Origin of the sequence: Actinomadura harenae, assembly GCF_003696215.1 — a bacterium.
In the GTDB taxonomy this organism is placed as follows: domain Bacteria; phylum Actinomycetota; class Actinomycetes; order Streptosporangiales; family Streptosporangiaceae; genus Spirillospora; species Spirillospora harenae.
In genome coordinates this window covers 1-20972 of the sequence record NZ_RFFG01000102.1, presented here as the reverse complement: position 1 = coordinate 20972, position 20972 = coordinate 1, and the positions used below count along the sequence as shown (strand labels likewise).

Here is a 20972-nt window from a genome sequence, read left to right as displayed (position 1 = left end):
GTGAACGGGCGGGCCGCGACGGCGAGGATGGCCGGTATGGATGCCGAACTGGAACCGTTCCTCCCGTTCTTCCCGCGCGGCGAGCTGACCGACCCGGTCGGCGAGCGCGAGAGCCTCGCCCTGCTGGCCCGGAGCGTCCCGGCGCCGGACGTCCCGGCCCTCGAGGTCGAGGACCACACGGTGCCCGCCGGCCCGGGCGTGCCGGTGCGGGTCTACCGGCCGGTGCCGGCGAGCGGCGCGATCGTCTGGCTGCACGGCGGCGCGTTCGTCATGGGCGACGTCGAGACCGAGCATCCGTGGGCGACGTTTCTCGCGGACGCGTCCGGCGCGGTCGTGATCTCGGTGGGCTACCGGCTGGCTCCGGAGGACCCGTATCCGGCCGCACTGGACGACGCGTCCGCGGTGCTCGGCTGGGCGGTGGAGAACGCGTCCGTCCTGGGCTTCGCCCCGGCGCGGATCGCGGTCGGCGGGCACAGCGCGGGCGGCGGGATCGCCGCCGCGCTGGCGCTGCGGGCCCGCGACCGGCAGGGGCCCGCGATCCGCTTCCAGCTGCTCAACCAGCCCGCCCTGGACGACCGGCAGGAGACCTGGTCTCAGCGCGCCTTCACCGACACGCCGTGGATGACGCGGGCGAAGGTCGGCGCGTCCTGGCGGTACTACCTGGGGTCGCGGGAGGCCACCGAGTACGCCGCCCCGGCGCGTGCCGGGGACCTGTCGGGGCTGCCGCCCGCCTACGTCGCGACGGCGGAGCTGTGCCCGAACCGCGACGAGGACGTCGACTACGCGCTGCGGCTGCTGCGGTCCGGCGTGTCGGTCGAGCTGCACCAGTGGCCGGGGACGTTCCACGGGTCGCAGGCGATCCTGTCGGCCGAGGTGTCGCAGCGGCAGCTCGCCGAGCTCGGCGCGGCGCCGGGTGAATCCTTGGGAGCCCCTTGCGCACGGTCGGTCACGGACGGAGAGTGAGGACGGGCCGCCGCGCGCCGCCGGCGGTCCGCCGCCCGCCCGTCCGGCCGACCTCTGGAGCGTCCCATGCCCACTCCCGAAGACCACGGTCCGCTCGTCCTGGATCTCAGCGGCACCGACGTGCTGGGCGAGGCCGCCCGGATCCGCGCCCGCGGGCCCGCGACGCGGGTCGTCCTGCCGGACGGCGTCCCGGCGTGGGGCGTGAGCGACCCCGAGCTGCTGCGGCGGCTGCTGACCGACGACCGCGTGTCCAAGGACTCCTACCGGCACTGGCCCCTCATGTCCGAGATCGGTCCGGCGTGGCCGCTGTTCGCCTGGGTCGCGGTGCGGAACATGTTCACCGCCTACGGCCCGGACCACCGCCGGCTGCGGCGGCTGGTCTCCAGCGCGTTCACCGCCCGGCGGACGGCGGCGCTGCGCCCGCGCGTCGAGGCGCTCGTCGCCGGGCTGCTGGACGAGATCGAGGAGGCCGGGGCGGGCGGGCCCGTCGACCTGCGCGAACGGTTCGCCTACCCGCTGCCGATCCGGGTGATCTGCGAGCTGTTCGGCGTCGGGGACGAGGAGATGCGCGAGGAGATCCGCCGGTGCGTGGACGTGTTCTTCCGCACCACGGTCACGCCCGAGGAGGCCGCCGCCGCGCTTCCGCGCCTCCAGGAGATCCTGGGCGGGCTCGTCGCGGAGAAGCGGGTGCGTCCGGCGGACGACCTGTCGTCCGACCTCATCGCCGCGCGCGACGGCGGGTCGGAGCTGTCGGAGGAGGAGCTCGTCGACACGCTCGGGCTGTTCCTGAGCGCGGGCCACGAGACGACCGTCAACCTGCTCGACAACGCGATCCACGCGATGCTGACCCGTCCGGAGCAGCTCGCGCTCGTCCGGGAGGGCCGGGCGAGCTGGGACGATGTGATCGAGGAGACCCTGCGCGCCGAGCCGCCGATCGCCAACCTGCCGCTGCGGTTCGCCGTCGAGGACATCGAGCTGGACGGCGGCGACGTGCTCCGCAAGGGCGAGGCGATCGTCAGCTGCTACGCGGCGGCCGGACGCGACCGGGGCCTGCACGGCGCCGACGCGGCCGAGTTCGACGTCACCCGCGCCGACAAGGAGCACATGGCGTTCGGCTACGGCGTCCACCACTGCCTGGGCGCGCCGCTGGCGCGGCTCGAGGCGGCGATCGCGCTGCCCGCGCTGTTCGCCCGCTTCCCCGGCCTGAGCCTGGCCGTCGACCCGGGTGAGCTCCGGCCGCTCGCCTCGTTCATCTCCCACGGCCACCAGGCGCTGCCCGTCGTGCTCGGACCCGCCGGGTGACGCCGGTCTCGCCGTGGCCACCCCCGTCAGGCGCGGGCGGTTCGGAGGGCCGGTTCGGAGGGCCGGTTCGGCTACTGCGGCTGGAGGACGTCCTCCTTGTCGAGCGGCGGCCGGTCCTCTACGTCGGAATGGGAGTACATTCCGGGCTCGTACTTGTAGAAGCCACCGTGCTCACGGGAGTCGGTGTGGGATTCGTCCACCTTGCGGACGGTGCGGCGGCGGCCCGCGGCGAGCGTGCCGATCAGGCCGCGGCCGGTGATGACGAGCATGGCCACGACGGCGAGGGCGCCCACGATGGGGCCCAGCCAGATGCCGATGTCCCCACCGAGGTGGGAACCGATGGCGAGCATGTGCGACTCCATGACTAAAGCCTCTCTAGTCCGGAATTCGGCGTGACCTCAGCGTATGCCGTCGATGTCGGAGCGAAGCGACCGAAAGGGAAATCAAGGGGGTGATATCGCCTTTCGTCCGTAGTCTTTCCCTGGGGATGACCGGAGCGTGGCACGGCCTCTGTTCCGGCGTGAACACCCCGGGGAACAGGTGAGGTGAGACGGGCCCGACCTTCCGCCGCCCGTTGTCCGCCGCCGTCGTCGTCGCGCAGGGGAATGATGAACAAGCGATCGCTCACCGCTCTGGCCCGCGAACTCCTCGGCCGGGCGCGCGAGGCGTCCAGCGGACGGTCCGCCGAGACCGTCCACGGCGGCCACGAGCGCCCGCTGCGGCAGACGCTCATCGCCCTGCGCGCGGGAGCCCGCCTCGACGACCACGAGAACCCCGGCGACGCGACCCTGCACGTGCTGACCGGGCGGGTCCGCCTCGTCGCGGGCAGGGACGCGTGGGACGGCACCCCCGGCGACCTGCTGATCATCCCGGACGCGGTGCACTCCGTCGAGGCCGAGGAGGACTCGGCCTTCCTGCTCACGGTCGTGAAGAACCTCCACATCTGACCCCCGCACGCCCGCGATCGCCCCGGAAGCGCGGCACGCGCCCCTTCCCGCGTGTTAACGGCGGATTAGGTCTGGACGCCAGACCTGGACCGGATCGGGCGACCCCGGAGAGGCTCCCTGCACCGGCGCGAAACCCCCGGCGCCGCGAGAAGCAGGAGGTCACGGTGTCCACTCCCACCCCGGCGCGCACCCCCTGGCGGGCCGTCCTCGGCGGCTCGGCCGGCAATCTCGTCGAGTGGTACGACTGGTTCGTCTACGCGAGCTTCGCCACCTATTTCGCGTCCGCGTTCTTCCCCAAGGGCAACGCCACCGCGCAGTTGATGAACACCGCGGGCATCTTCGCCGTCGGGTTCCTCATGCGCCCGGTCGGCGGCTGGGTCCTCGGCCGGTACGCCGACCGGCGCGGGCGCAAGGCGGCGCTCACCCTGACCGTCACGCTGATGTCGGGCAGCGCGCTGCTGATCGCGGTGGCCCCGACGTACGCGTCGGTCGGCTACCTCGGCGCGGTCGTGCTGCTGGTCGCCCGGCTGATGCAGGGCCTGTCGGTCGGCGGCGAGTACGCGGCCAGCGCGACCTACCTCACCGAGGCCACCCCGCCCGGCCGGCGCGGGTTCGCGTCCAGTTTCCAGTACGTGTCGATGACGGCGGGGCAGCTGCTGGGGCTCGGGTTGCAGATCGTCCTGCAGCGCACGATGACCGAGGAGGCGCTGAAGTCCTACGGCTGGCGCATCCCGTTCATCGTCGGGGCGCTGTGCGCCGCCGTCATCCTCTACCTGCGGCGCGGCCTGCTCGAGACCGACGTGTACGCGGCGGAGGCGAAGGGCAGCCCGGCCGTCCGGCACGAGCGCGGGACCGTCCGCGAGCTGATGCGGCACCGCCGCGAGGCGGCCCTGGTCATCGCGCTGACCGCGGGCGGGACCCTCGCCTACTACACCTTCACCACGTACCTGACCAAATACCTGTCGAACACGGCCGGGCTGCCGAAGACGACCGCGTCGCTGGTGAGCTTCTGCGCGCTGCTGGTGTTCGCGCTACTCCAGCCGCTCGCCGGGGCCCTGTCGGACCGGATCGGACGGCGTCCACTGCTCATCGGGTTCGGCGTCGGCGGGACGGTCGGGACGGTGCCGCTGCTGATCGCGCTCGGGCACGTGTCCGGGTTCTGGCCCGCGTTCGGGCTGATGCTCGCCGGCCTGGTCATCGTGACCGGCTACACCTCCATCAACGCGGTCGTGAAGGCCGAGCTGTTCCCGACGCACGTGCGGGCGCTCGGGGTCGCGCTGCCGTACGCGATCTCCAACGCGCTGTTCGGCGGGACGGCCGAGTACGTGGCGCTCTGGTTCAAGAAGAGCGGCGCCGAGTCCGGGTTCTTCTGGTACGTCGCCGCGTGCGCGGCGGTGTCGCTGGTCGTCTACGTCCGCATGCGCGAGACGCGGGACGCGGCGATGTCCCGCCGGGAACTGGCCACCGAGGCCGCTCCCGCACGCACGTCCGGCCCGCGCATGCCCGGATCGCTCCGCCGTGTCCGTACCGGACCGTGACCTGCGGGGGCGGTGCACCGGCCGCCCGCGGGCCTCTAGCCTGACCGCCATGCGGGTTCTGCTGGTGGAGGACGACCTTCGCCTCGCCGCCGCCCTCGCGACCCACCTGCGGCGCGGCGGCTACGAGGTGACGCACACCCGGACCGCCGCCGACGGCGTCCGGCTGGCGGCCGACGCCGACTTCGTCCTGCTCGACCTGGGCCTGCCCGACGCCGACGGGCTGAAGGCGCTGGAGCGGGTGCGGCGGAGTTCCGACGTGCCGCTGATCGTGGTGACGGCGCGCGCGGGCGACGTGCTGCGCGGCCTGCACCGCGGCGCGGACGACTACCTGGTCAAGCCCGTCCGCCCGGACGAGCTGCTGGCGCGGATGCAGGCGGTGGTGCGGCGGACGGCGCGTCCCGCGAAGGTGCGGCGGGTCACGGCCGGGGACGTGGTGATCGACGTCCCGGCGCGGCGCGTCACGGTCGCGGGCCGGGACGTCGCGCTGACCCGCCGCGAGTTCGACGTGCTGGCGGTGCTGGCGAGCCGTCCGGGCGAGGTGTGCGCGCGGGACGAGATCCTCCTGGCGCTGTGGGGCGACACGTCGCTGTCGGCCTCGCGGGCGCTGAACGTGCACATCCGGAACATCCGGGGCAAGACGGACCGGAGCGGGCTCATCGTGACGCTGGTCGGCACCGGCTACCGGCTCGGGGACGGCCCGCCGTGAGGAACCGGCTCGTCGCCGTCCTCACCACCCTGGTCGTCCTGGTCATCGTGGGCCTGGCGGTGCCGCTGGGCGGCGCGTACGCGACGCACCGGACGGGCCGCCTGCTGCTGGACCGGCGCGCCGACGCGACCCGGTTCGCCGAGCTCGCCGACCTGGCCGCGCGCACCGGCGACCGCGGGTCGCTCCAGCCGGAGATCGGCCGGTACGCCGCGCTGTACGACGCGTCCGTGTGGATCCAGGACCGGGAGGGGGCCCTGGTCGCCCAGGCGGGCACGGCCGCGCCGCCGGACGCCGAGGCGACCGTCCGGGCGCTGTCGGGCCGGACGACCGACTCCCTGCCGTCGCTCACCCCGTTCGGACCGGGGCGGGTGCTGGTCGCCGAGCCGTCCGGCCGGGACGCGCAGATCTCCGGCGCGGTGCTGCTGCTCGCGCCGACCGCGAACGCCCGCGGCGACATCACCCGGGTGTGGGGCGCGCTGCTGGGCGCGGGACTGGCCGTCCTGGCGTTCTCGGTGCTGGTCGCGCGGGGCCTGGCGCGCTGGATCCTGCGTCCGGTGACCGAGCTGGACGAGGCGACCCGGCGCATCACGGAGGGCGAGCTCGGGACGCGCACCACCGCGAACGTCGGGCCGCCCGAGCTGCGGCGGCTGGAGGAGCGGTTCAACGCGATGGCCGAGGCGGTCGGCGCGGCGATGCGGCGGCAGCGCGAGTTCGCCTCCAACGCCTCGCACGAGCTGCGCAACCCGCTCGCCGCGCTGATGTTCCGGCTGGAGAACCTGCGCCCGTACCTGGCCCCGGAGGGCGAGCCGGAGTTCGAGGAGACCGGCGCCGAGCTGAACCGGCTCGCCAAGACCGTCACCGACCTGCTGGAGCTCGCGCAGACCGAGGCGGCCGCGCAGGCGGAGGCGGCGGGCGCGCCGATCGCCCGGGAGCTGGACGTCGTCGCGGAGCTCGGCCCGAAGCTGGAGGCGTGGCGGGAGGTGTTCGACGCACTGGAGATCACGTTCTCGGTGCGGCTGCCGGACCGGCTGCCGGTCCGGGCCGTCCCGGACGCCGTGCCGCGCATCGCCGACATCGCGCTGGACAACGCGCACAAGTTCGTCCCGGCGGGCGGGACGGTCACGGTGACGCTCGACGCGGACTCCCTGCTGCTGCGCATCGCCGACGACGGTCCCGGGCTGACCGGGCAGGAGCGCGTGAAGGCCCTGGACCGGCACTGGCGGGCCCCCGCGCACGCGGGCCTGCCCGGCAGCGGCCTCGGCCTGCCGATCGCCGCCGCGCTCGCCGAGGCGTGCGGCGCACGGCTCGACCTGCGCGCGAACCGTCCGCGGGGCCTGTCCGTCGAGGTGCGCCTGAGCGACGGTCAGCCGAACACCGACCTGTAGTAGCGGGCCGCGCCCGGGTGTAGGGGCACCGCGCCCGTGCCGATCGCGAAACGGCGGTCGAGGCGTCCGCCGGGGGCCTCGGGGGCCCGCAGGCGGTCGCGGCTGCTGAAGAGGCGCTTGGTGACCTTGAAGGCCACGTCGTCCGGGAGGCCGACCCGGCACATCAGGTAGCTGGCGGCGCTGACCGTCGGGACCGGCTCGGGCTCGCCGTAGGCGTTCGCGGGGACGGACGCCGAGTCGTACACCGGGCCGTAGGCGCGGCGGAGCCGCATGACGAGCCGGTCGTCCAGCGGGACGAGCCGGATCGGGACCTGGCGGGACAGGGTGGTCAGCGCGGGCGTCAGCACCCCGCCGGACCAGAACGCGGCGACGACCTCGTCCGCCTTCAGCGCCTCGATCGAGCGTTCCAGCCCGTACCGGAGGATGCGCGCCGGACGGGCCAGATCCGCGACCGACATGACGCGTTCGGCGGTGACGGCCGTGCCGGAGCCGTCCGCGCCGAGCGAGACGGACCGTCCGGCGAGGTCGGAGATCGTCCGGACCGGGGCGTCCCGGTGCACGATCAGGTGGACGAAGTTCATGTACATGCGGGCGAGCGCGGCGGCGGGCCGGTGCTCCGCCTGGACGGTCTGGTCGGCGCTGTCGGCGAGCGCGAAGGCCAGGTCGGCGGTCCCGTCCGCGAGCATCGACAGGTTCTGGACGCTGGCGTTGGTCGTCACCGCCCGCACCTTGAAGCCGCCGCGCCGCAGCTCGGCCGCGAACCGGTCCCCCAGTGCCTGGTACGGGCCGCCCTTCTCGCCGGTCGCGAGCCGCAGGACGGTCGGCGCGTGCGCCCCGCCGCAGGCCGCCCCGAGGAGGTCGGTGCCCCCGGCCGCGAGCGCGGCCGCGGCGACCAGGACGGATCGGCGCTCCATGGCGGCACGCTACCTCCGTCACCGCGCCCCCGGACGCCACTCCCCCGTTACGTCATCCGACATGTGACCGTGGCGGAGGCGACGGCTCACGCACGAGTCCGGTTCGAGGGGGCCGGTGAGTTCGGCGCGCGGACGGGGAATGGTCCCCGGGGCGGGGTCGCTCGCCGCGGCATCACCCGTGCACGCAGAGCCACGAACGGCGGCCCGCGGCGCGTGGGGATCCGGTTCGGCGTCCATGGCGCACCCGCTCGGCGACCCGCACCCGACCAACCGGAGGAGAAGCAGCATGGGCAAGCCCGTTCTCGAACCGCAGGCACAGGCGTTCGCCGAGGCGACCGCGAACCCGCCGTACCTGTTCGACCTCGGCCCCGCCGAGGGACGCAAGACCGTCGACGACGTCCAGAGCCCGGAGGTCGAGGTGCCGGGCACCGAACGCGAGGTGCTCGAGATCGCGGGCCTCCCGGCCGTGACGGTCTTCCGGCCCTCGGACGCGGCGGGCCCGCTGCCGGTCGTCGTCTACCTGCACGGCGCGGGCTGGGTGTTCGGGAACGACCACACCCACGACCGCCTGGCCAGGGAGATCGCGCTCGGCACCGGCGCGGCCGTCGTGTTCCCCAACTACGACCTGTCGCCCGAGGCCCGGTACCCGACCGCCATCGACCAGAACCTCGCCGTCGCCGAGTGGGTCGCCGGGCGCGGCGCCGAGCACGGGCTGGACGGCTCGCGCATGGCCGTCGCCGGGGACTCGGTCGGCGGCAACATGAGCATCGCGCTCACCCTCATGGCCAAGGGCGGGTCCCGCGTCCGGCTCGCCGGGCAGGTGCTGTTCTACCCGGTCACCGACGCCTCGTTCGACACCGCGTCCTACCACGAGTTCGCGACCGGCTACTTCCTGCGCCGGGACGCCATGCAGTGGTTCTGGGACCAGTACACGACCGACCCGGCGCAGCGCGCGGAGATCACCGCGTCCCCGCTGCGGGCCACCTCCGGCGACCTCGCCGGGCTGCCGCCCGCGCTGGTCATCACCGGCAAGGCGGACGTCCTGCGCGACGAGGGCGAGGCGTACGCGGCGAAGCTGCGGGAGGCGGGGGTGCCCGTCACGGCCGTCCGGTACCAGGGGATCATCCACGACTTCGTGATGCTCAACGCGCTGCGGCCCACGCGCGCCGCCGAGGCCGCCATCACCCAGGCGATCGGCTTCCTGCGCGGCGTCCTCGGCCAGGACTGACGCCTCCCCGAGGACGGCGCCGGGTTCGGTGGCGGGTTCGGCGACGGGTTCGGCGACAGGGACCGTGCCGGGGACGGTGACGGTGACGGGTTCGGGGCGGACGGGAACGTTGCCTGGATCAGGGGGACCGGTGGAGCATGGGTCGTGGTTCGCCCGCCCGCCCGAGCCTCCCCGCACGATCCGCCCGATCCACCCGCCCGATCCCCCCGCCGGGTCCGCCCCGCGTGATCCGCGCCGCGCCGAGGAGCCGCCATGACCATGCCGTCCGCCGGGTCGCCCGCCCTGCCGCCCTCGCCGCCTCCCGCGTACGCGAGCGCCGTCCTGCCCGCGTCCGCCGACCGGGTGTGGGCCTACCTGCGCGACTTCGGCAACCTCGCCGAGTGGATGCCGGGGGTCGACACCGGCGTCATCGAGGACGGCGGGCCGTCCGACCGGGTCGGCTGCGTCCGGCGCATCATCGGGCCCGGCGACACGGTGTTCCGCGAGCGGCTGACGTCCCTGGACGACGCGGCCCGCACCTACCGGTACGAGATCCTCGAATGCCCGCTGCCGGTGCGGCGCTGCCGCGCCACCCTCCGGGTCGTCCCCGTGACCATGACCGGCGAGTCGTTCGTCGAGTGGTCCGCGGACTTCTCGGCGAACGCCGACGACGAGGAGGCCATGGCCAAGACCCTCACCCTCGGCATCTACGCCACCGGCCTGACCGCACTGGTCAGGCGCTTCTCCTGACGTGTCCCCGGCCCCGCTGCGGCGGGGCCGGGGACACGCGCGGCCGATCGCGGCCCGCGCGGCTCAGGCGAACTTCGGGGGGCGCTTCTCGCGCAGCGCGGCCACGCCCTCGCGGACGTCGGGGCCGGTGAACCCCAGGAACTCCATGGCCAGGGACGCGTCGAAGGTCGGCTGGGCCATCCGCAGCCAGCCGTTCAGCGCGTGCTTGGTGGACGCGATGGCCTCGGCCGGCCCCTCGGCCAGCCGGGTCGCGACCGCCAGCGCGCGGGCGTGCACCTCGTGGTCGTCCACGCACAGGCCGACCAGGCCGATGCGCTCGGCCTCCTCACCCGTGAGGACGTCGTTGAGCAGCAGGTAGTACTTGGCCTTCGCCATGCCGCACAGCAGCGGCCAGATGATCGCGGCGTGGTCGCCGGCCGCGACGCCGATCCGGGTGTGCCCGTCGATGATCTTGGCGGTGCGGCCGGCGACGGAGACGTCGGCGAGCAGCGCGACCGCCAGGCCCGCGCCCACGGCCGGTCCCTGGACGGCGCTGACCACCGGCTTCCCGCAGTTCACGACGTTCATGACGATGTCGCGGGCCTCGCGCATGATCCGGACGCGCGCGGCGTGGTCGTCCATCATCTCCTCGATCATGGACAGGTCGCCGCCCGCCGAGAACGCGGCGCCCTCGCCGCGCACCAGGACGGCGCGGACCTCCGGATCGGCGTCGGCGTCCCGCCAGATCTCCGCCAGCTCGCGGTGCCCGGTGTTGTCGACGGCGTTGAGCCGCCCGGGCGCGCTGAGCGTCACACGGAGCACGCGCGGAGCGGCCCAGTCGAGCTTCAGCCGTTCGTACCGGTCGTAGCGCGCGTCCCCGGTCGCGTTGGTCGTCATGCCGCGCTTGGTCGTCATGCCGCGCTGTCCTCCCCGCGTTGGCCCGTTCGGTCGTCCGCGTCCGCCTGCGCGCTCGTGCCCGGTCGTGCGTCGGGAGGCGCCGTTCCGAACGCCGCGCGCAATCGTCGCACAGCGAACGCCCGGGCCTCCACCCCGGCCTCGAACATGTCCGGGAGCAGGAAGAACGAGTGGATCGTCCCCGGGTAGCGGCGTCCCGCGACCGGGACGCCCGCCGCCGCGAGCCGCCGCGCGTACGCCTCGCCCTCGTCCCGCAGGATGTCGTGGTCGGCGGTGATGACCGTCGCCGGGGCCAGGCCGGACAGGTCCGGCGCGCGCAGCGGCGCCAGGCGCGGGTCGGCGGGGTCGGCGTCCGCCCGGTACAGCGCGGCGAACCGGCGCAGCGTCGAGGCGTCCAGGCCGTAGCCCTCGCCGTAGGCCGCCCAGCTCGCGGTGTCCCCCGACGTGTCGGTCACCGGGTACACCAGCAGCTGGTGCACGAGCCGGACGCCCCGGTCGCGGGCGAGCAGCGCGACGACGGCGGCGAGGTTGCCGCCCGCGCTGTCCCCGGCGACGGCGATCGCGTGCGGTCGCGCGCCGAACCGTCCCGGGCGGCGCGCGAGGTCCTCGACGACGGCCCACGCGTCCTCGACCGCGGCCGGGAACGGATGCTCGGGCGCGAGCCGGTACCCGACGTTCAGCACCGCGCAGCCCGTCTCGGCCGCCAGGTCGCGGCACGCCGCGTCGACGCTCTCGATCCCGCCGAGCACCCAGCCGCCGCCGTGCAGGTACACCAGCGCGGGCAACGGCCCGGCGGCGCGCGGGACGGGCCGGTACAGCCGGACCGGGACGGCCCCGCCGGGTCCCGGGACGTCCAGGTCGCCGACGTGCGGCAGCGCCCGGCGCTCGACCGGGGACCGCAGCTCGGTCAGCCGCCGCAGCTCCCCGATCGTCCACACCCGGCCGTCGGGCTCCCGGAACCTCGCGAGGAAGCGCTCCACGGACGGATCGAGCGGCATCCGGCCCCCTCCCGGAACGGCGACACGTCCTCAGACGCCTTCCCCGGACGGCCGTCCCCAACCGTCCCGGACGTCCCGGATCGCCCGCACCGTCCCCCCGGGCCCGTACGGGCGGGGCCCGGGGTCAGGAGGCCGACGCCTCGGCGACCAGGGCCTCGAACAGCCGCCGGTCCTCGCCCTCCTCCGGATGCCACTGGACGGCGAGCCCGAACCGGTGGCCCTGGAGCTCGACGGCCTCCACCACCTGGTCGTCCGCCCAGGCGACGGCGGCCAGGCCCTTGCCGAGCCGGTCGGCGGCCTGGTGGTGGTAGCTCGGGACCTCCACGGCGTCGCCGAGGATCCTCCCGGTCAGGCTCGCCGGGCTGATCCGGACCCGGTGCCACCCGATCACCCCGACGTCCGGGGCGTGCTCGCGGTGGCCGACGACGTCCGGGAGATGCTGGACGAGACCGCCGCCGCGCGCCACGTTGAGCATCTGGAGTCCCCGGCAGATCCCGAGGAAGGGCAGGTCGGCGTCTATCGCGGCGCGGACGAGCGCCAGCTCGAACCGGTCCCGCGCCGGCTGCGGCGCGCCGGTCTCGGGGTGCGGCTCCGCCCCGTACAGCTCGGGGTCGACGTCGGAGCCGCCCGCGAGGACGAGCCCGTCCAGGCCGGCCACCAGCGACCGGACACCGCGCAGGGACCCGGTCGGCGGGAGCAGGACGGGCACGCCGCCCGCCCGTTCGACCGCCCGGATGTAGGGCAGGGGCAGTACCGCGGCCTCGCGCACCCACACTCCCCAGCGGGCAGGTTCCAGGTAGGTCGTGATCCCGATCAGCGGGGGCCCGCTCCCCCGCTCTCCCGGATCGTCCCCGGCAGCCTGTCCTGTCGTGTCCGCCATGCGCGGCTTCCCTCCCTGCCCCCGGGGGACGTACCTCACCCGGAGTGCGGCGATTTTCCGCTTTCGGGGGGTCATGATGCTGCATGCCGCTCATCGGCCGCCCACCCCTGGCCGTCCCCGCTGCGGGCAAGCTTGCCGCAAGGTCCGGATATCCGCAGGCCAACGGGCACACCCCGCCCCGGCTCCCGGCCCCGGAGGCCGCGCGCCGGGAACGTCCGGTGCGACGGGAGGGCGCCGTGACGCTCCGCCAGAAAGGAACCTCATACCGGGGTAGAGAATCGCGCACCACTCGGCTCCTCCGCGCCTCCGCCATCCATTCACAGCACCGGGAACCATGCGGAACGACGCACCCCACAGGCCGCCAATACCGATCAGTATCCATCTCCGAAATGACGAATTCACGCTCGACGCCAATGTGACGGCGATTACTCTTCGAGTTACTCCACAGCAGTTGACACGTAAGGGTTGAGTCCCCGCGACCTCCGGTGCGAGAATCTCGGGAAGTCGGACAACGCCGAGGGCGCCGGACGCGCCGGGGAGCGTCGGCGCCGGCACACAATTACCTGGGGGCGAGCCCGGTAAATGTCCTTGGAACCCCGAATCGTCAAAGAGAGTTTCGGTCACATCGAACCGCACGGCACGCGGGCCGTCACCTATTTCTATGGACGACTGTTCGCGGAGAATCCACGGCTGCGCGCCCTTTTCCCGCCCGCCATGGACGTCCAGAACGACCGTCTCCTCCACGCGCTCACCACCCTCGTGCGGAGCCTGGACGATCCCGCGTCCCTGACCGCCTACCTGAGCCGGCTCGGCCGCGGCCACCGCAGGTTCGGCGTCCGGCCCGAGCACTACCCGGCCGTGCGCTCCGCGCTGCTCGCGACGCTGCGGCGGTTCTCCGGCGGCGCGTGGAGCGCCGAGGCCGAGGCGGCCTGGGCCGCCGCGTTCGACGCCGCCGCCGAGATCATGATCGCGGCGGCCGAGCAGGACGCCGCGCAGGCCCCGCCCTGGTGGGTCGCCGAGGTCGTCGACCACGAACGCCGCGCCCCCGACATCGCCGTCCTGACCGTGCGTCCGGGCGAGCCGCTGCGCTTCACCGCGGGCCAGCACGTCACCGTCCAGGTCGCGCGCTGGCCGCGGGTCTGGCGGACCTACTCGGTCGCGAACGCGCCCCGCCCGGACGGCCTGCTCCGGCTGCACGTCCGCGCCGTCCCGGGCGGCTGGGTCAGCAACGCGCTCGTCCGGCACACCGGCACGGGCGACACCGTGCTGCTCGGGCCCGCGGCCGGCGCCATGACCCCGCCCGCCGACGCCGGCCGCGACCTGCTGCTGGTCGCGGGCGGCACCGGGCTCGCACCGCTCCGCGCGATCGTCGAACAGGCGGCGTCCACCGGCCTCCACCGCGACGTCCACCTGCTGCTCGCGGCCCGCACCGAACACGACCTGTACGACCTGCCCGAACTACGGCGGCTCGAGGCGTCCTGCCCGTGGCTGCGCGTCACCCCCGTCCTGTCGGGCGCCTCGGACGGCGAATCTCCCGGTGACGACGTTCCCGGTGATGGCCGCCCGCACGGTGCCGCCGTCGCGGAGGCCCTTGAACGGCTCGGCGACTGGTCCGGCCACGAGGTCTACCTCGCGGGACCGGCCGGCATGATCCGCGCCACGACCGCCCGGCTCCGGCGCCTCGGCGTCCCGCCCGAGCAGATCCACCACGAGCTGAGCGAGGCCGAGCAGCGAGAGGCCCGCCTCCACCGCATCCCGCCCGCCACCTGCCCCATGTCCGCCCACGCCTCCCTTAAGGCCGCGCCCCCCGCCCCCGCGGACGCTCCCCCGCCGCCACCCGCTCCGCTCGAGCCGGTGCCTCAGCTCGAGCCGGCGCGCCTGCGGACGCCGGTCGCCCTGCGCACCCCGGCGGGCGTCGGGAGCGAGTCCGAGGGCGGATGAGCCGCCGGGCCGCGGACGCGGGCATCGTCCGCGGCCCGGCCATCCCGTCCCGTCCCCGTCCCGCCCGCCGGGAGGCGGCCGGTCACCAGCCGGCGCGGGCCCGCAGGAACTCCGAGGTCGTCACGTCCGCCGGGTAGAAGGACTCGATGGCCAGCTCGGCGACCGTGATGTCCACCGGCGTGCCGAACGTGGCGATGGTGCTGAAGAACGACAGTTCGACGTCGTCCACGCGGATCCGCAGCGGGACGAACACCTCGTGCCCGGCGGACGGCAGCGCCGCCTCCTCCAGCGGGTCCGAACCGGGGAAGTCGCGCAGCTCCTTGTAGAGGCGCTCCAGCGCCGGGTCCGCGGTGAGCGCGACGTGCCGCCGCACCCGGTCCACCATGTGCGCGCGCCATTCGCCCAGGTTGATGATGTTCTTGGCGATGCCGTCCGGGTGCATGCTCAGCCGCAGGACGTTCACCGGCGGCTCCATCAGGTGCGGCGGCGCGAACTCGGTGAAGATCGACGCCGCGGCGTTGGCGTCCACCAGGTTCCAGAACCGGTCCACGACCACCGCGGGATAGGGCTGGTGGCCGTCCAGCACCTGGCGCAGCGCGCCGCGCACCGCGTCCATGCGCGGCTCCTCCATCGGCGTCTCGGCGTACATCGGGGCGTACCCGGCCGCGACGAGCAGCAGGTTCCGGTCGCGGAGCGGCACGTCCAGGTGCTCGGCCAGCCGCAGCACCATGTCGCGGCTCGGGGCCGACCGCCCGGTCTCGACGAAGCTCAGGTGGCGGGTCGACACGTCCGCCTCGGACGCCAGTTCGAGCTGGCTGAGCCTGCGCCGCTGCCGCCACGCGCGCAGTTGCTCGCCGATCGGGCGGGCGTCACCGAAGGAGGACGTCGGCACGGAGGACTCGGAGTGAGTGGTGGTCGTCGTCATGCGGCAGACGCTATCGGCCCCTATGTCACGGACACGATGACCTGAGGGGTAATGCACGTTCCGCGCCACCGCCCCAAGCTTCGCACACCTGTTCGGCTCTTTTGGGGTCGTCGTGACGCTCCGCATGCGAGCATCCCCGGAGTGGAAGCAGATCTCCGGGAGGACCAGTGACCGACCACGCCCTCGTCATCGGCACCCGCAAGGGCCTGGTCGTGGCGCGCCCCCGCGCGGACGGCGGCTGGGACGCCGATCCGCTGCTGTTCACCCCGGCTCCGGTCACCGCCATCGCCGCCGACCCGCGCACCGGACGCCTGCTCGCCGCGCTCAACAACCCGTTCTGGGGCGTGTCCATCGCCGTGTCCGACGACCTCGGACGCACCTGGACCGAGCCCGCCCGCGAGGCCGACACCGCACCCGTCGCGTTCCCCGCGCACACCGGCGCCGCGCTGCGCGACATCTGGCAGCTCCGCTTCTCCGAGGCCGAGCCGGACGTCGTGTACGCGGGCACCGAGCCCGCCGCGCTCTTCCGCTCCGAGGACGGCGGCATGACGTTCCGGCTGGTCGAGGGGCTGTGGAACCATCCGCACCGGCCGTCCTGGAAGCCGGGCGCGGGCGGGCAGTGCCTGCACACCGTCCTGCCCGACCCGGGCGACCCGGCCACGGTGACGATCGCGATCTCCGCCGCCGGGGTCTACCGCAGCACCGACGGCGGGACGACCTGGACGCCGCGCAACCACGGCATCACCGCGGAGTTCCTCCCCGACCCGCCGCCGGAGTACGGGCAGTGCGTCCACAAGGTCGACCTGCACCCGAGCCGTCCGGAGCGGATGTTCCTCCAGCACCACGGCGGCGTCTACCGCAGCGACGACGCGGGCGGCGACTGGACCCGCATCGACGCGGGGCTGCCCGCCGACTTCGGGTTCCCCCTGGTCGTCCATCCGCACCGCCCGGACACCCTCTACGTCCTGCCGCTGAACGCCGACGTCGACCGCACCCCCGCCGGGCACCGCTACCAGGTGCACCGCTCGGACGACGCGGGCGCGACGTGGCGGGCGCTCGACAAGGGCCTGCCCGAGGGCCCCTGCTACGCCTCGGTGCTGCGCGACGCCATGTGCGCCGACACGCTCGACCCGGCCGGGATCTACTTCGGCACCCGCGACGGGTGGGTCTACGCGTCCCGCGACGACGGCGAGACGTGGGGCGAGGTGGCCCGGCACCTCCCGGACGTCCTGTGCGTGCGGGCGGTGACCCGGTGATCGTCACCGTCCGGCTGCCGGGAGCGCTGCGCGACCTCGCGGGCGCCCCGGCCGCCGTCCCCCTCGACCTCCCGGCGGACGCCACGGTCGGCGACGCCCTGGCCGCGCTCGACGCGGCGCTGCCCGCCGTCGGGCGCCGCGTCCGGGACGAGACCGGCGCGCTGCGCCCGCACGTGAACGTGTTCGTCGGCGCCGACAACGTCCGCGACCTGGAGCTGCTCGCCACGCCGCTGCGTCCCGGCGCCGATCTGCACGTGCTGCCCGCCGTCTCCGGCGGCTGACGCCTTTACGTTGTAGATCCGTTTTCGAGCTCGCCGTCCAGGAACCCCAGGATCCGCTCCCACGCCTCCGGCGCCTGCTCCTTGCCCTTCCCGAGCCCGAACGTGACCTTGCCCACCGCGAGCAGCGGCGCGGGGACCAGCCCGTCCGACTCGGTCAGGAAGCTGTGCCCCGCCCCCGGGTACTCCTTGACGTCATGGCGCACCTCCAGCACGGTCAGCGCCCGCTCCAGCTTGGCCGCCGCCCCCGGGAGCGTCCGGTCCTCTCCCCCGTAGGACGCGACGACCGGGCACGCCCCCGCCAGCACCCGCTCCGCGTGGCGCGGGACGACCCCGTAGTTGACCGCCGCCGCCTGGAAGTCCAGCTTCGCGGCCGCCACCAGCGCGAACCCGCCGCCCATGCAGAACCCGACGACCCCGACCCGCCCGGTGCAGTCGTCACGCCCGGCCGCCCAGCTCCGGGCCGCCTCGATGTGCGCGAACGTCGGCCCCCGGCGCGCCAGCAGGTCCCGGACCGCCTTGCGGACGCACCGCAGCCAGTGCCGTCCGCCGTACAGGTCGGGCAGCACGGCCAGGTAGCCCCGCGCCGCGAACCGGTCGGCCTGCGCCCGCATGTCCGCGGTGTCCCCGAACGACTCGAACAAGATCACCACGGCGGGCCAGGGGCCCTCCCCCTCCGGCACGGCCAGATAGGCGGGCAGGTCGCTCTGAATCCTGATCTCCGGCATGCAAGCACCCTGCCCCATCCCCCGGCGGATGCCCAGTCCCGGCCGCGTCACGTCCGGGAAACGAACGCGCGCGGGCGCGTGGCGCCATGGAATCCCACGGCGCCGCGCGCCCGCGCGGTTCGATCAGGCCGGGTCAGCCCTGGCCTCGCCGGGTCAGGGGCAGACGCGGCCGTTGGCCTCGAACGCGGCATGGGTGAGCGGCATGAGGGACGCCCACGCCGCCTCCATCTTCTCGGCGACCATCTCGATCTCGCGCTGCGGGAACGAGGGGAACGTCGAGTCCTCGCGCTTGACGCGGAGGGACAGGAAGTTCATCAGGGCACGGGCGTTGCACGTCACGTACATGGACGAGTACAGGCCGACCGGCAGGACGGCGCGCGCGACCTCGCGGGCGACCCCGGCGTCGAGCATCTCCAGGTACGCCCGGTAGCTCTGGCGGTAGCTCTCCTGGGTGGCCTCGGTCACGAGCTTGTGCTGCTCGGGCGTGCCGTCCACGAAGACGTACTTGCCGGGCTTGCCCTCCTGGACGAGCTTGCGCTCGGGGCCGGGGACGTAGAAGACCGGGTCGAGCTTGCGGTAGCGGCCCGACTCCTCATTGAAGGAGAACGTGCGGTGCCGCATCTGCTCGCGGAAGACGAAGATGGGGGCCTTCACATAGAAGGTCATGGAGGAGTGCTCGAACGGCGTGCCGTGCCGGTCGCGCATGAGGTAGTTGATCAGGCCCTTGGAGCGCTCGGGGTCGGCCTCGATCTCGGCGAGGGAGCTCTCGCCCTTGGTGGAGACCCGCGCGGCCCACAGCACGTCGGCGTCCGAGGCGGCGGACTTGATCAGTTCCACCTCCACGTCGCTCCGGAACTCGATGTCGAATGCGTCGTCTGCCGACACGCTGACCCCCTCCTGCTGCTTCTCAACGGCCTCGGAAACTCTAGCCGGGGGTGCCGACAGTCCCGGTCCGGCGGGCGGGCGTGGGCGGCGTAACGTCCGTCTCACGGTGACGGACCTGTCCGGGATGCCCCAGACTGGTGGGACGAACGCGGCCGGAAGGGGCGGTGACGGATGTCCGAGCTGAAGGTGCTGGGGGCCTGCCCGCTGGACTGCCCGGACGGGTGCTCCTGGGTGGTGACCGTCCGGGACGGCGAGGCGGTCGGGCTGCGGGGGAACCCGGAGCATCCGTACACGCGCGGCGCGCTGTGCACCAAGGTCAACCGCTGGCTGGAGCGGGCCGGGCAGGACGACCGGGTGCTGCACCCGCTGCGGCGGGTCGGGGCCAAGGGCGAGGGCCGGTTCGAGCGGATCTCCTGGGACGAGGCGCTGGACGAGATCGCCTCCCGGCTCGGTGAGATCGTCGAGCGGCACGGCGGGGAGGCGGTCTGGCCGTACTGGGGCATGGGGACGCTCGGGTACGTCCAGGGCCTCGAAGGGCAGGCCGGACGGCGGTTCTTCAACGTCCTCGGGGCGTCCGCGCACCGGGCGGACATGTGCTCGGCGGCGGGCAACGCCGGCCTGGAGCTGGCGCTGGGGTCGCCGGGCGGGATCGACCCGGAGGACCTCGCGCACGCGCGGCTGATCATCCTGTGGGGGACGAACACGCTGACCAGCGGCCACCACATGTGGAAGTTCGTCCAGGCGGCGCGGCGCGAGGGCGCCCACGTGGTGGCGATCGACCCGGTGGCGACGCGGACGGCCAAGCAGGCCGACGAGCATCTCGCGCCGATCCCGGGGACGGACGCGGCGCTGGCGATGGCGCTCATGAACGTGATCGTCGGCCTCGGGGCGCAGGACGAGGAGTTCCTCCGGGAGCACACGCTCGGCTGGGAGGAGTTCCGGGAGCGGATCGCGGAGTTCCCGCCCGCGGTCGCGGCGGAGATCACGGGTGTCCCGGCGGAGCGGATCGTGGCGCTGGGCGAGCGGATCGCCCGGACGCGCCCGACGGCGATCCGGGCGACGCAGGGCCTCCAGCGGCACGCCGGCGGCGGGACGGCCCTGCGGACGCTGGCGTGCCTTCCGGGGGTCACGGGCGACTGGGGGCTGCTCGGGGGCGGCCTGACGTACTCGACGTCCGGGCATTCGCCGCTGAACACGGCCGCGGTGCACCGGGACGACCTGCGTCCGGGGCCGGTGCGGCGGCTGTCGATGTCGCGGCTGGCCGAGGGGCTGCTCGACCTGGACGACCCGCCGGTGAAGGCGCTGTTCGTGATCGCGGCGAACCCGGCGGCGAGCGCGCCGGACCAGAACCGGGTGCGCGAGGGCCTGATGCGGGACGACCTGTTCACGGTCGTCCTGGAGCAGTTCCCGACGGACACGGCGGCGTACGCGGACATCGTCCTGCCCGCGACGATGCAGCACGAGCACGCCGACCTGCACGACGGCTACGGGCACCTGTACCTGACGTGGAACGAGCCGGCGGTCGCGCCGCCGGGCGAGTGCCTGCCGACGACGGAGACGTTCCGGCTGATCGCGCGGCGGATGGGGCTGACGGAGCCCGCGCTGCTGGAGTCCGACGAGGAACTGGCCGCGCAGGTGCTGTCCGGTGGGCACCCCTACCTGGAGGGGGTCACGCTGGACCGGCTGCGGAAGGAGGGGTTCGTCCGGCTGGCGGTGCCCGACCCGTTCGTCCCCTACAAGGACCGGTTCCCGACGCCGTCGGGACGGCTGGAGTTCCGGTCGGAGACGGCGGCGGCGCTCGGGCACGACCCGCTCGCGGGGTACGTGCCGTCCGCCGAGGGCGCCGACGGGGAACGGGCCGCGCGGTTCCCGCTGATCCTGATCTCGGCGGCGTCGCACTTCTTCCTCAACAGCATGTTCGGGGAGAACGCGGAGCTGCGGCGGCGGGCGGAGGGCGGCCCGGTGGTGCGGCTGCATCCGGACGAGGCGTCCGCGCGGGGCCTGGGCAACGGCGACCGGGTGCGGGTCCGCAACGAGCGCGGCGCGTTCGAGGCGGTCGTGGCGGTGACCGACGAGGTCAGGCCGGGTGTCGCGGCGACGACCAAGGGGCACTGGCCGCGGCTGTCGGGCGGCGCGAACGCCAACGCGGTGGTGGCCGAGCGGACGACGGACCTGGGCGGCGGCCCGGTGTTCCACGACACCCGCGTCGAGGTGGAGCCGCTGCCCGCCCGCTGAGCGCACGGCGACCGCCATGATCGCTATACGCTGGCCGCCATGATCGACCCTGGGGCGTTGCTGGAGCGGGCGCGGCGGTACGACCGGACGGGTCGCACTGACGAGGCGGCCGCCGCCTACGCGGAGGCGGCCGCGGTGCTGGAGGAGCGGCGCGAGCTGCCGATGGCGGTGCTGGCGCGGGCCCGCCAGGCGCGCGCGCTGGCGGCGTGGGGCCGGACGGACCGGGCGCTGGAGGTCCTC

At 74.3% G+C, this 20972-nt stretch carries 21 protein-coding genes; 13 read left to right on the top strand and 8 right to left on the bottom strand.

The genetic code is table 11. The annotated features are described in order from the left end of the window. Positions 1 to 36 precede the first annotated feature (36 nt). A complete protein-coding gene (locus EBO15_RS35285) occupies positions 37 to 963 on the top strand; it encodes an alpha/beta hydrolase (RefSeq protein WP_122198814.1) in 927 nt (308 codons plus the stop codon). Between the two features lie 66 nt (positions 964 to 1029). Beyond that, positions 1030 to 2265, top strand: a complete 1236-nt coding sequence (locus EBO15_RS35280) for a cytochrome P450 family protein (protein ID WP_122198813.1) — start codon at positions 1030 to 1032, stop codon at positions 2263 to 2265. 71 nt (positions 2266 to 2336) lie between these two features. Here the strand turns inward: EBO15_RS35280 and EBO15_RS35275 are convergent, their stop codons facing one another. Next, on the bottom strand, positions 2337 to 2615 hold the full coding sequence (locus EBO15_RS35275) for a hypothetical protein (protein ID WP_147481801.1): 279 nt from the start codon (positions 2613 to 2615) through the stop codon (positions 2337 to 2339). A gap of 255 nt (positions 2616 to 2870) precedes the next feature. Between EBO15_RS35275 and EBO15_RS35270 the strand changes: the two genes are divergently transcribed. The 4 genes from EBO15_RS35270 (at position 2871) to EBO15_RS35255 (ending at position 6841) form a co-directional block, all read left to right on the top strand. Then, positions 2871 to 3212, top strand: coding sequence for a cupin domain-containing protein (locus EBO15_RS35270; protein ID WP_456047886.1), 342 nt, complete (start codon positions 2871 to 2873; stop codon positions 3210 to 3212). 164 nt (positions 3213 to 3376) lie between these two features. Then, positions 3377 to 4750: an MFS transporter gene (locus EBO15_RS35265; protein WP_122198811.1), complete on the top strand. Its 1374-nt coding sequence runs from the start codon at positions 3377 to 3379 to the stop codon at positions 4748 to 4750. Between the two features lie 49 nt (positions 4751 to 4799). Further along, positions 4800 to 5456, top strand: coding sequence for a response regulator transcription factor (locus tag EBO15_RS35260; protein WP_122198810.1), 657 nt, complete (start codon positions 4800 to 4802; stop codon positions 5454 to 5456). Then, positions 5453 to 6841 (top strand): sensor histidine kinase, encoded by a 1389-nt coding sequence (locus tag EBO15_RS35255; RefSeq protein WP_122198809.1) that lies wholly within the window; start codon positions 5453 to 5455, stop codon positions 6839 to 6841. The genes EBO15_RS35260 and EBO15_RS35255 overlap by 4 nt, the downstream gene beginning before the upstream one ends. Here the strand turns inward: EBO15_RS35255 and EBO15_RS35250 are convergent. Further along, positions 6820 to 7755 carry a TAXI family TRAP transporter solute-binding subunit gene (locus EBO15_RS35250; RefSeq protein WP_122198808.1) on the bottom strand — a complete coding sequence of 312 codons (936 nt, stop codon included), beginning with the start codon at positions 7753 to 7755 and terminating at the stop codon, positions 6820 to 6822. The two genes, EBO15_RS35255 and EBO15_RS35250, sit on opposite strands and share 22 nt — an antisense overlap. A gap of 286 nt (positions 7756 to 8041) precedes the next feature. On the opposite strand from EBO15_RS35250, the gene EBO15_RS35245 reads away from it, so the two are divergent. Together EBO15_RS35245 and EBO15_RS35240 are read left to right on the top strand one after the other, a co-directional pair. Beyond that, positions 8042 to 8983, top strand: coding sequence for an alpha/beta hydrolase (locus EBO15_RS35245; protein ID WP_122198807.1), 942 nt, complete (start codon positions 8042 to 8044; stop codon positions 8981 to 8983). A 252-nt stretch (positions 8984 to 9235) separates the two neighbouring features. Then, the gene (locus EBO15_RS35240) at positions 9236 to 9712 is read left to right on the top strand and encodes an SRPBCC family protein (RefSeq protein WP_233616649.1); all 477 of its coding nucleotides are present in this window, start codon (positions 9236 to 9238) and stop codon (positions 9710 to 9712) included. A gap of 63 nt (positions 9713 to 9775) precedes the next feature. On the opposite strand, the gene EBO15_RS35235 is transcribed toward EBO15_RS35240, so the two are convergent. The 3 genes from EBO15_RS35235 to EBO15_RS35225 all read right to left on the bottom strand — a co-directional run bounded on the left by EBO15_RS35235 (position 9776) and on the right by EBO15_RS35225 (position 12484). After that, entirely contained in the window at positions 9776 to 10606 is an 831-nt protein-coding gene (locus EBO15_RS35235) for an enoyl-CoA hydratase/isomerase family protein (protein WP_233616648.1), read from the bottom strand. After that, positions 10603 to 11604 carry an alpha/beta hydrolase gene (locus EBO15_RS35230; RefSeq protein ID WP_122198806.1) on the bottom strand — a complete coding sequence of 334 codons (1002 nt, stop codon included), beginning with the start codon at positions 11602 to 11604 and terminating at the stop codon, positions 10603 to 10605. The genes EBO15_RS35235 and EBO15_RS35230 overlap by 4 nt, the downstream gene beginning before the upstream one ends. A 124-nt stretch (positions 11605 to 11728) precedes the next feature. Further along, the gene (locus EBO15_RS35225; protein WP_122198805.1) at positions 11729 to 12484 is read right to left on the bottom strand and encodes a gamma-glutamyl-gamma-aminobutyrate hydrolase family protein; all 756 of its coding nucleotides are present in this window, start codon (positions 12482 to 12484) and stop codon (positions 11729 to 11731) included. A gap of 582 nt (positions 12485 to 13066) precedes the next feature. Between EBO15_RS35225 and EBO15_RS35220 the strand changes: the two genes are divergently transcribed. Further along, positions 13067 to 14425, top strand: a complete 1359-nt coding sequence (locus tag EBO15_RS35220) for a globin domain-containing protein (RefSeq protein ID WP_122198804.1) — start codon at positions 13067 to 13069, stop codon at positions 14423 to 14425. 82 nt (positions 14426 to 14507) lie between these two features. On the opposite strand, the gene EBO15_RS35215 is transcribed toward EBO15_RS35220, so the two are convergent. Next, on the bottom strand, positions 14508 to 15350 hold the full coding sequence (locus EBO15_RS35215) for a helix-turn-helix domain-containing protein (protein ID WP_122198803.1): 843 nt from the start codon (positions 15348 to 15350) through the stop codon (positions 14508 to 14510). 167 nt (positions 15351 to 15517) lie between these two features. On the opposite strand from EBO15_RS35215, the gene EBO15_RS35210 reads away from it, so the two are divergent. After that, positions 15518 to 16606: a WD40/YVTN/BNR-like repeat-containing protein gene (locus EBO15_RS35210; protein WP_122198802.1), complete on the top strand. Its 1089-nt coding sequence runs from the start codon at positions 15518 to 15520 to the stop codon at positions 16604 to 16606. Beyond that, the gene (locus EBO15_RS35205) at positions 16603 to 16887 is read left to right on the top strand and encodes a ubiquitin-like small modifier protein 1 (protein WP_122198822.1); all 285 of its coding nucleotides are present in this window, start codon (positions 16603 to 16605) and stop codon (positions 16885 to 16887) included. The genes EBO15_RS35210 and EBO15_RS35205 overlap by 4 nt, the downstream gene beginning before the upstream one ends. Before the next feature lie 5 nt (positions 16888 to 16892). Here EBO15_RS35205 and EBO15_RS35200 read toward each other — a convergent pair whose 3' ends face one another. Together EBO15_RS35200 and thyX are read right to left on the bottom strand one after the other, a co-directional pair. After that, positions 16893 to 17612 (bottom strand): dienelactone hydrolase family protein, encoded by a 720-nt coding sequence (locus EBO15_RS35200; protein ID WP_122198801.1) that lies wholly within the window; start codon positions 17610 to 17612, stop codon positions 16893 to 16895. Positions 17613 to 17765: 153 nt separating this feature from the next. Further along, a complete protein-coding gene (gene thyX / locus EBO15_RS35195) occupies positions 17766 to 18497 on the bottom strand; it encodes an FAD-dependent thymidylate synthase (protein ID WP_199745000.1) in 732 nt (243 codons plus the stop codon). Between the two features lie 171 nt (positions 18498 to 18668). On the opposite strand from thyX, the gene EBO15_RS35190 reads away from it, so the two are divergent. Both EBO15_RS35190 and EBO15_RS35185 read left to right on the top strand, forming a co-directional pair. Further along, positions 18669 to 20732: a molybdopterin-containing oxidoreductase family protein gene (locus tag EBO15_RS35190; protein WP_122198800.1), complete on the top strand. Its 2064-nt coding sequence runs from the start codon at positions 18669 to 18671 to the stop codon at positions 20730 to 20732. 39 nt (positions 20733 to 20771) lie between these two features. Further along, the coding region (locus EBO15_RS35185; protein ID WP_147481800.1) for a hypothetical protein at positions 20772 to 20972 on the top strand (201 nt) is incomplete at its 3' end.

What these genes read in the sequence shown, in the direction of transcription:
- EBO15_RS35245 (WP_122198807.1), top strand. Translation starts at nt 8,042, where the DNA reads ATGGGCAAGCCCGTTCTCGAACCGCAGGCACAGGCGTTCGCCGAGGCG.
- EBO15_RS35220 (WP_122198804.1), top strand. Translation starts at nt 13,067, where the DNA reads ATGTCCTTGGAACCCCGAATCGTCAAAGAGAGTTTCGGTCACATCGAA.
- EBO15_RS35250 (WP_122198808.1), bottom strand. Translation starts at nt 7,755, where the DNA reads ATGGAGCGCCGATCCGTCCTGGTCGCCGCGGCCGCGCTCGCGGCCGGG.
- EBO15_RS35275 (WP_147481801.1), bottom strand. Translation starts at nt 2,615, where the DNA reads ATGCTCGCCATCGGTTCCCACCTCGGTGGGGACATCGGCATCTGGCTG.
- EBO15_RS35190 (WP_122198800.1), top strand. Translation starts at nt 18,669, where the DNA reads ATGTCCGAGCTGAAGGTGCTGGGGGCCTGCCCGCTGGACTGCCCGGAC.
- EBO15_RS35285 (WP_122198814.1), top strand. Translation starts at nt 37, where the DNA reads ATGGATGCCGAACTGGAACCGTTCCTCCCGTTCTTCCCGCGCGGCGAG.
- EBO15_RS35260 (WP_122198810.1), top strand. Translation starts at nt 4,800, where the DNA reads ATGCGGGTTCTGCTGGTGGAGGACGACCTTCGCCTCGCCGCCGCCCTC.
- EBO15_RS35280 (WP_122198813.1), top strand. Translation starts at nt 1,030, where the DNA reads ATGCCCACTCCCGAAGACCACGGTCCGCTCGTCCTGGATCTCAGCGGC.
- EBO15_RS35270 (WP_456047886.1), top strand. Translation starts at nt 2,871, where the DNA reads ATGATGAACAAGCGATCGCTCACCGCTCTGGCCCGCGAACTCCTCGGC.
- EBO15_RS35240 (WP_233616649.1), top strand. Translation starts at nt 9,236, where the DNA reads ATGACCATGCCGTCCGCCGGGTCGCCCGCCCTGCCGCCCTCGCCGCCT.
- EBO15_RS35230 (WP_122198806.1), bottom strand. Translation starts at nt 11,604, where the DNA reads ATGCCGCTCGATCCGTCCGTGGAGCGCTTCCTCGCGAGGTTCCGGGAG.
- EBO15_RS35225 (WP_122198805.1), bottom strand. Translation starts at nt 12,484, where the DNA reads ATGGCGGACACGACAGGACAGGCTGCCGGGGACGATCCGGGAGAGCGG.
- EBO15_RS35215 (WP_122198803.1), bottom strand. Translation starts at nt 15,350, where the DNA reads ATGACGACGACCACCACTCACTCCGAGTCCTCCGTGCCGACGTCCTCC.
- EBO15_RS35235 (WP_233616648.1), bottom strand. Translation starts at nt 10,606, where the DNA reads ATGACGACCAAGCGCGGCATGACGACCAACGCGACCGGGGACGCGCGC.
- EBO15_RS35200 (WP_122198801.1), bottom strand. Translation starts at nt 17,612, where the DNA reads ATGCCGGAGATCAGGATTCAGAGCGACCTGCCCGCCTATCTGGCCGTG.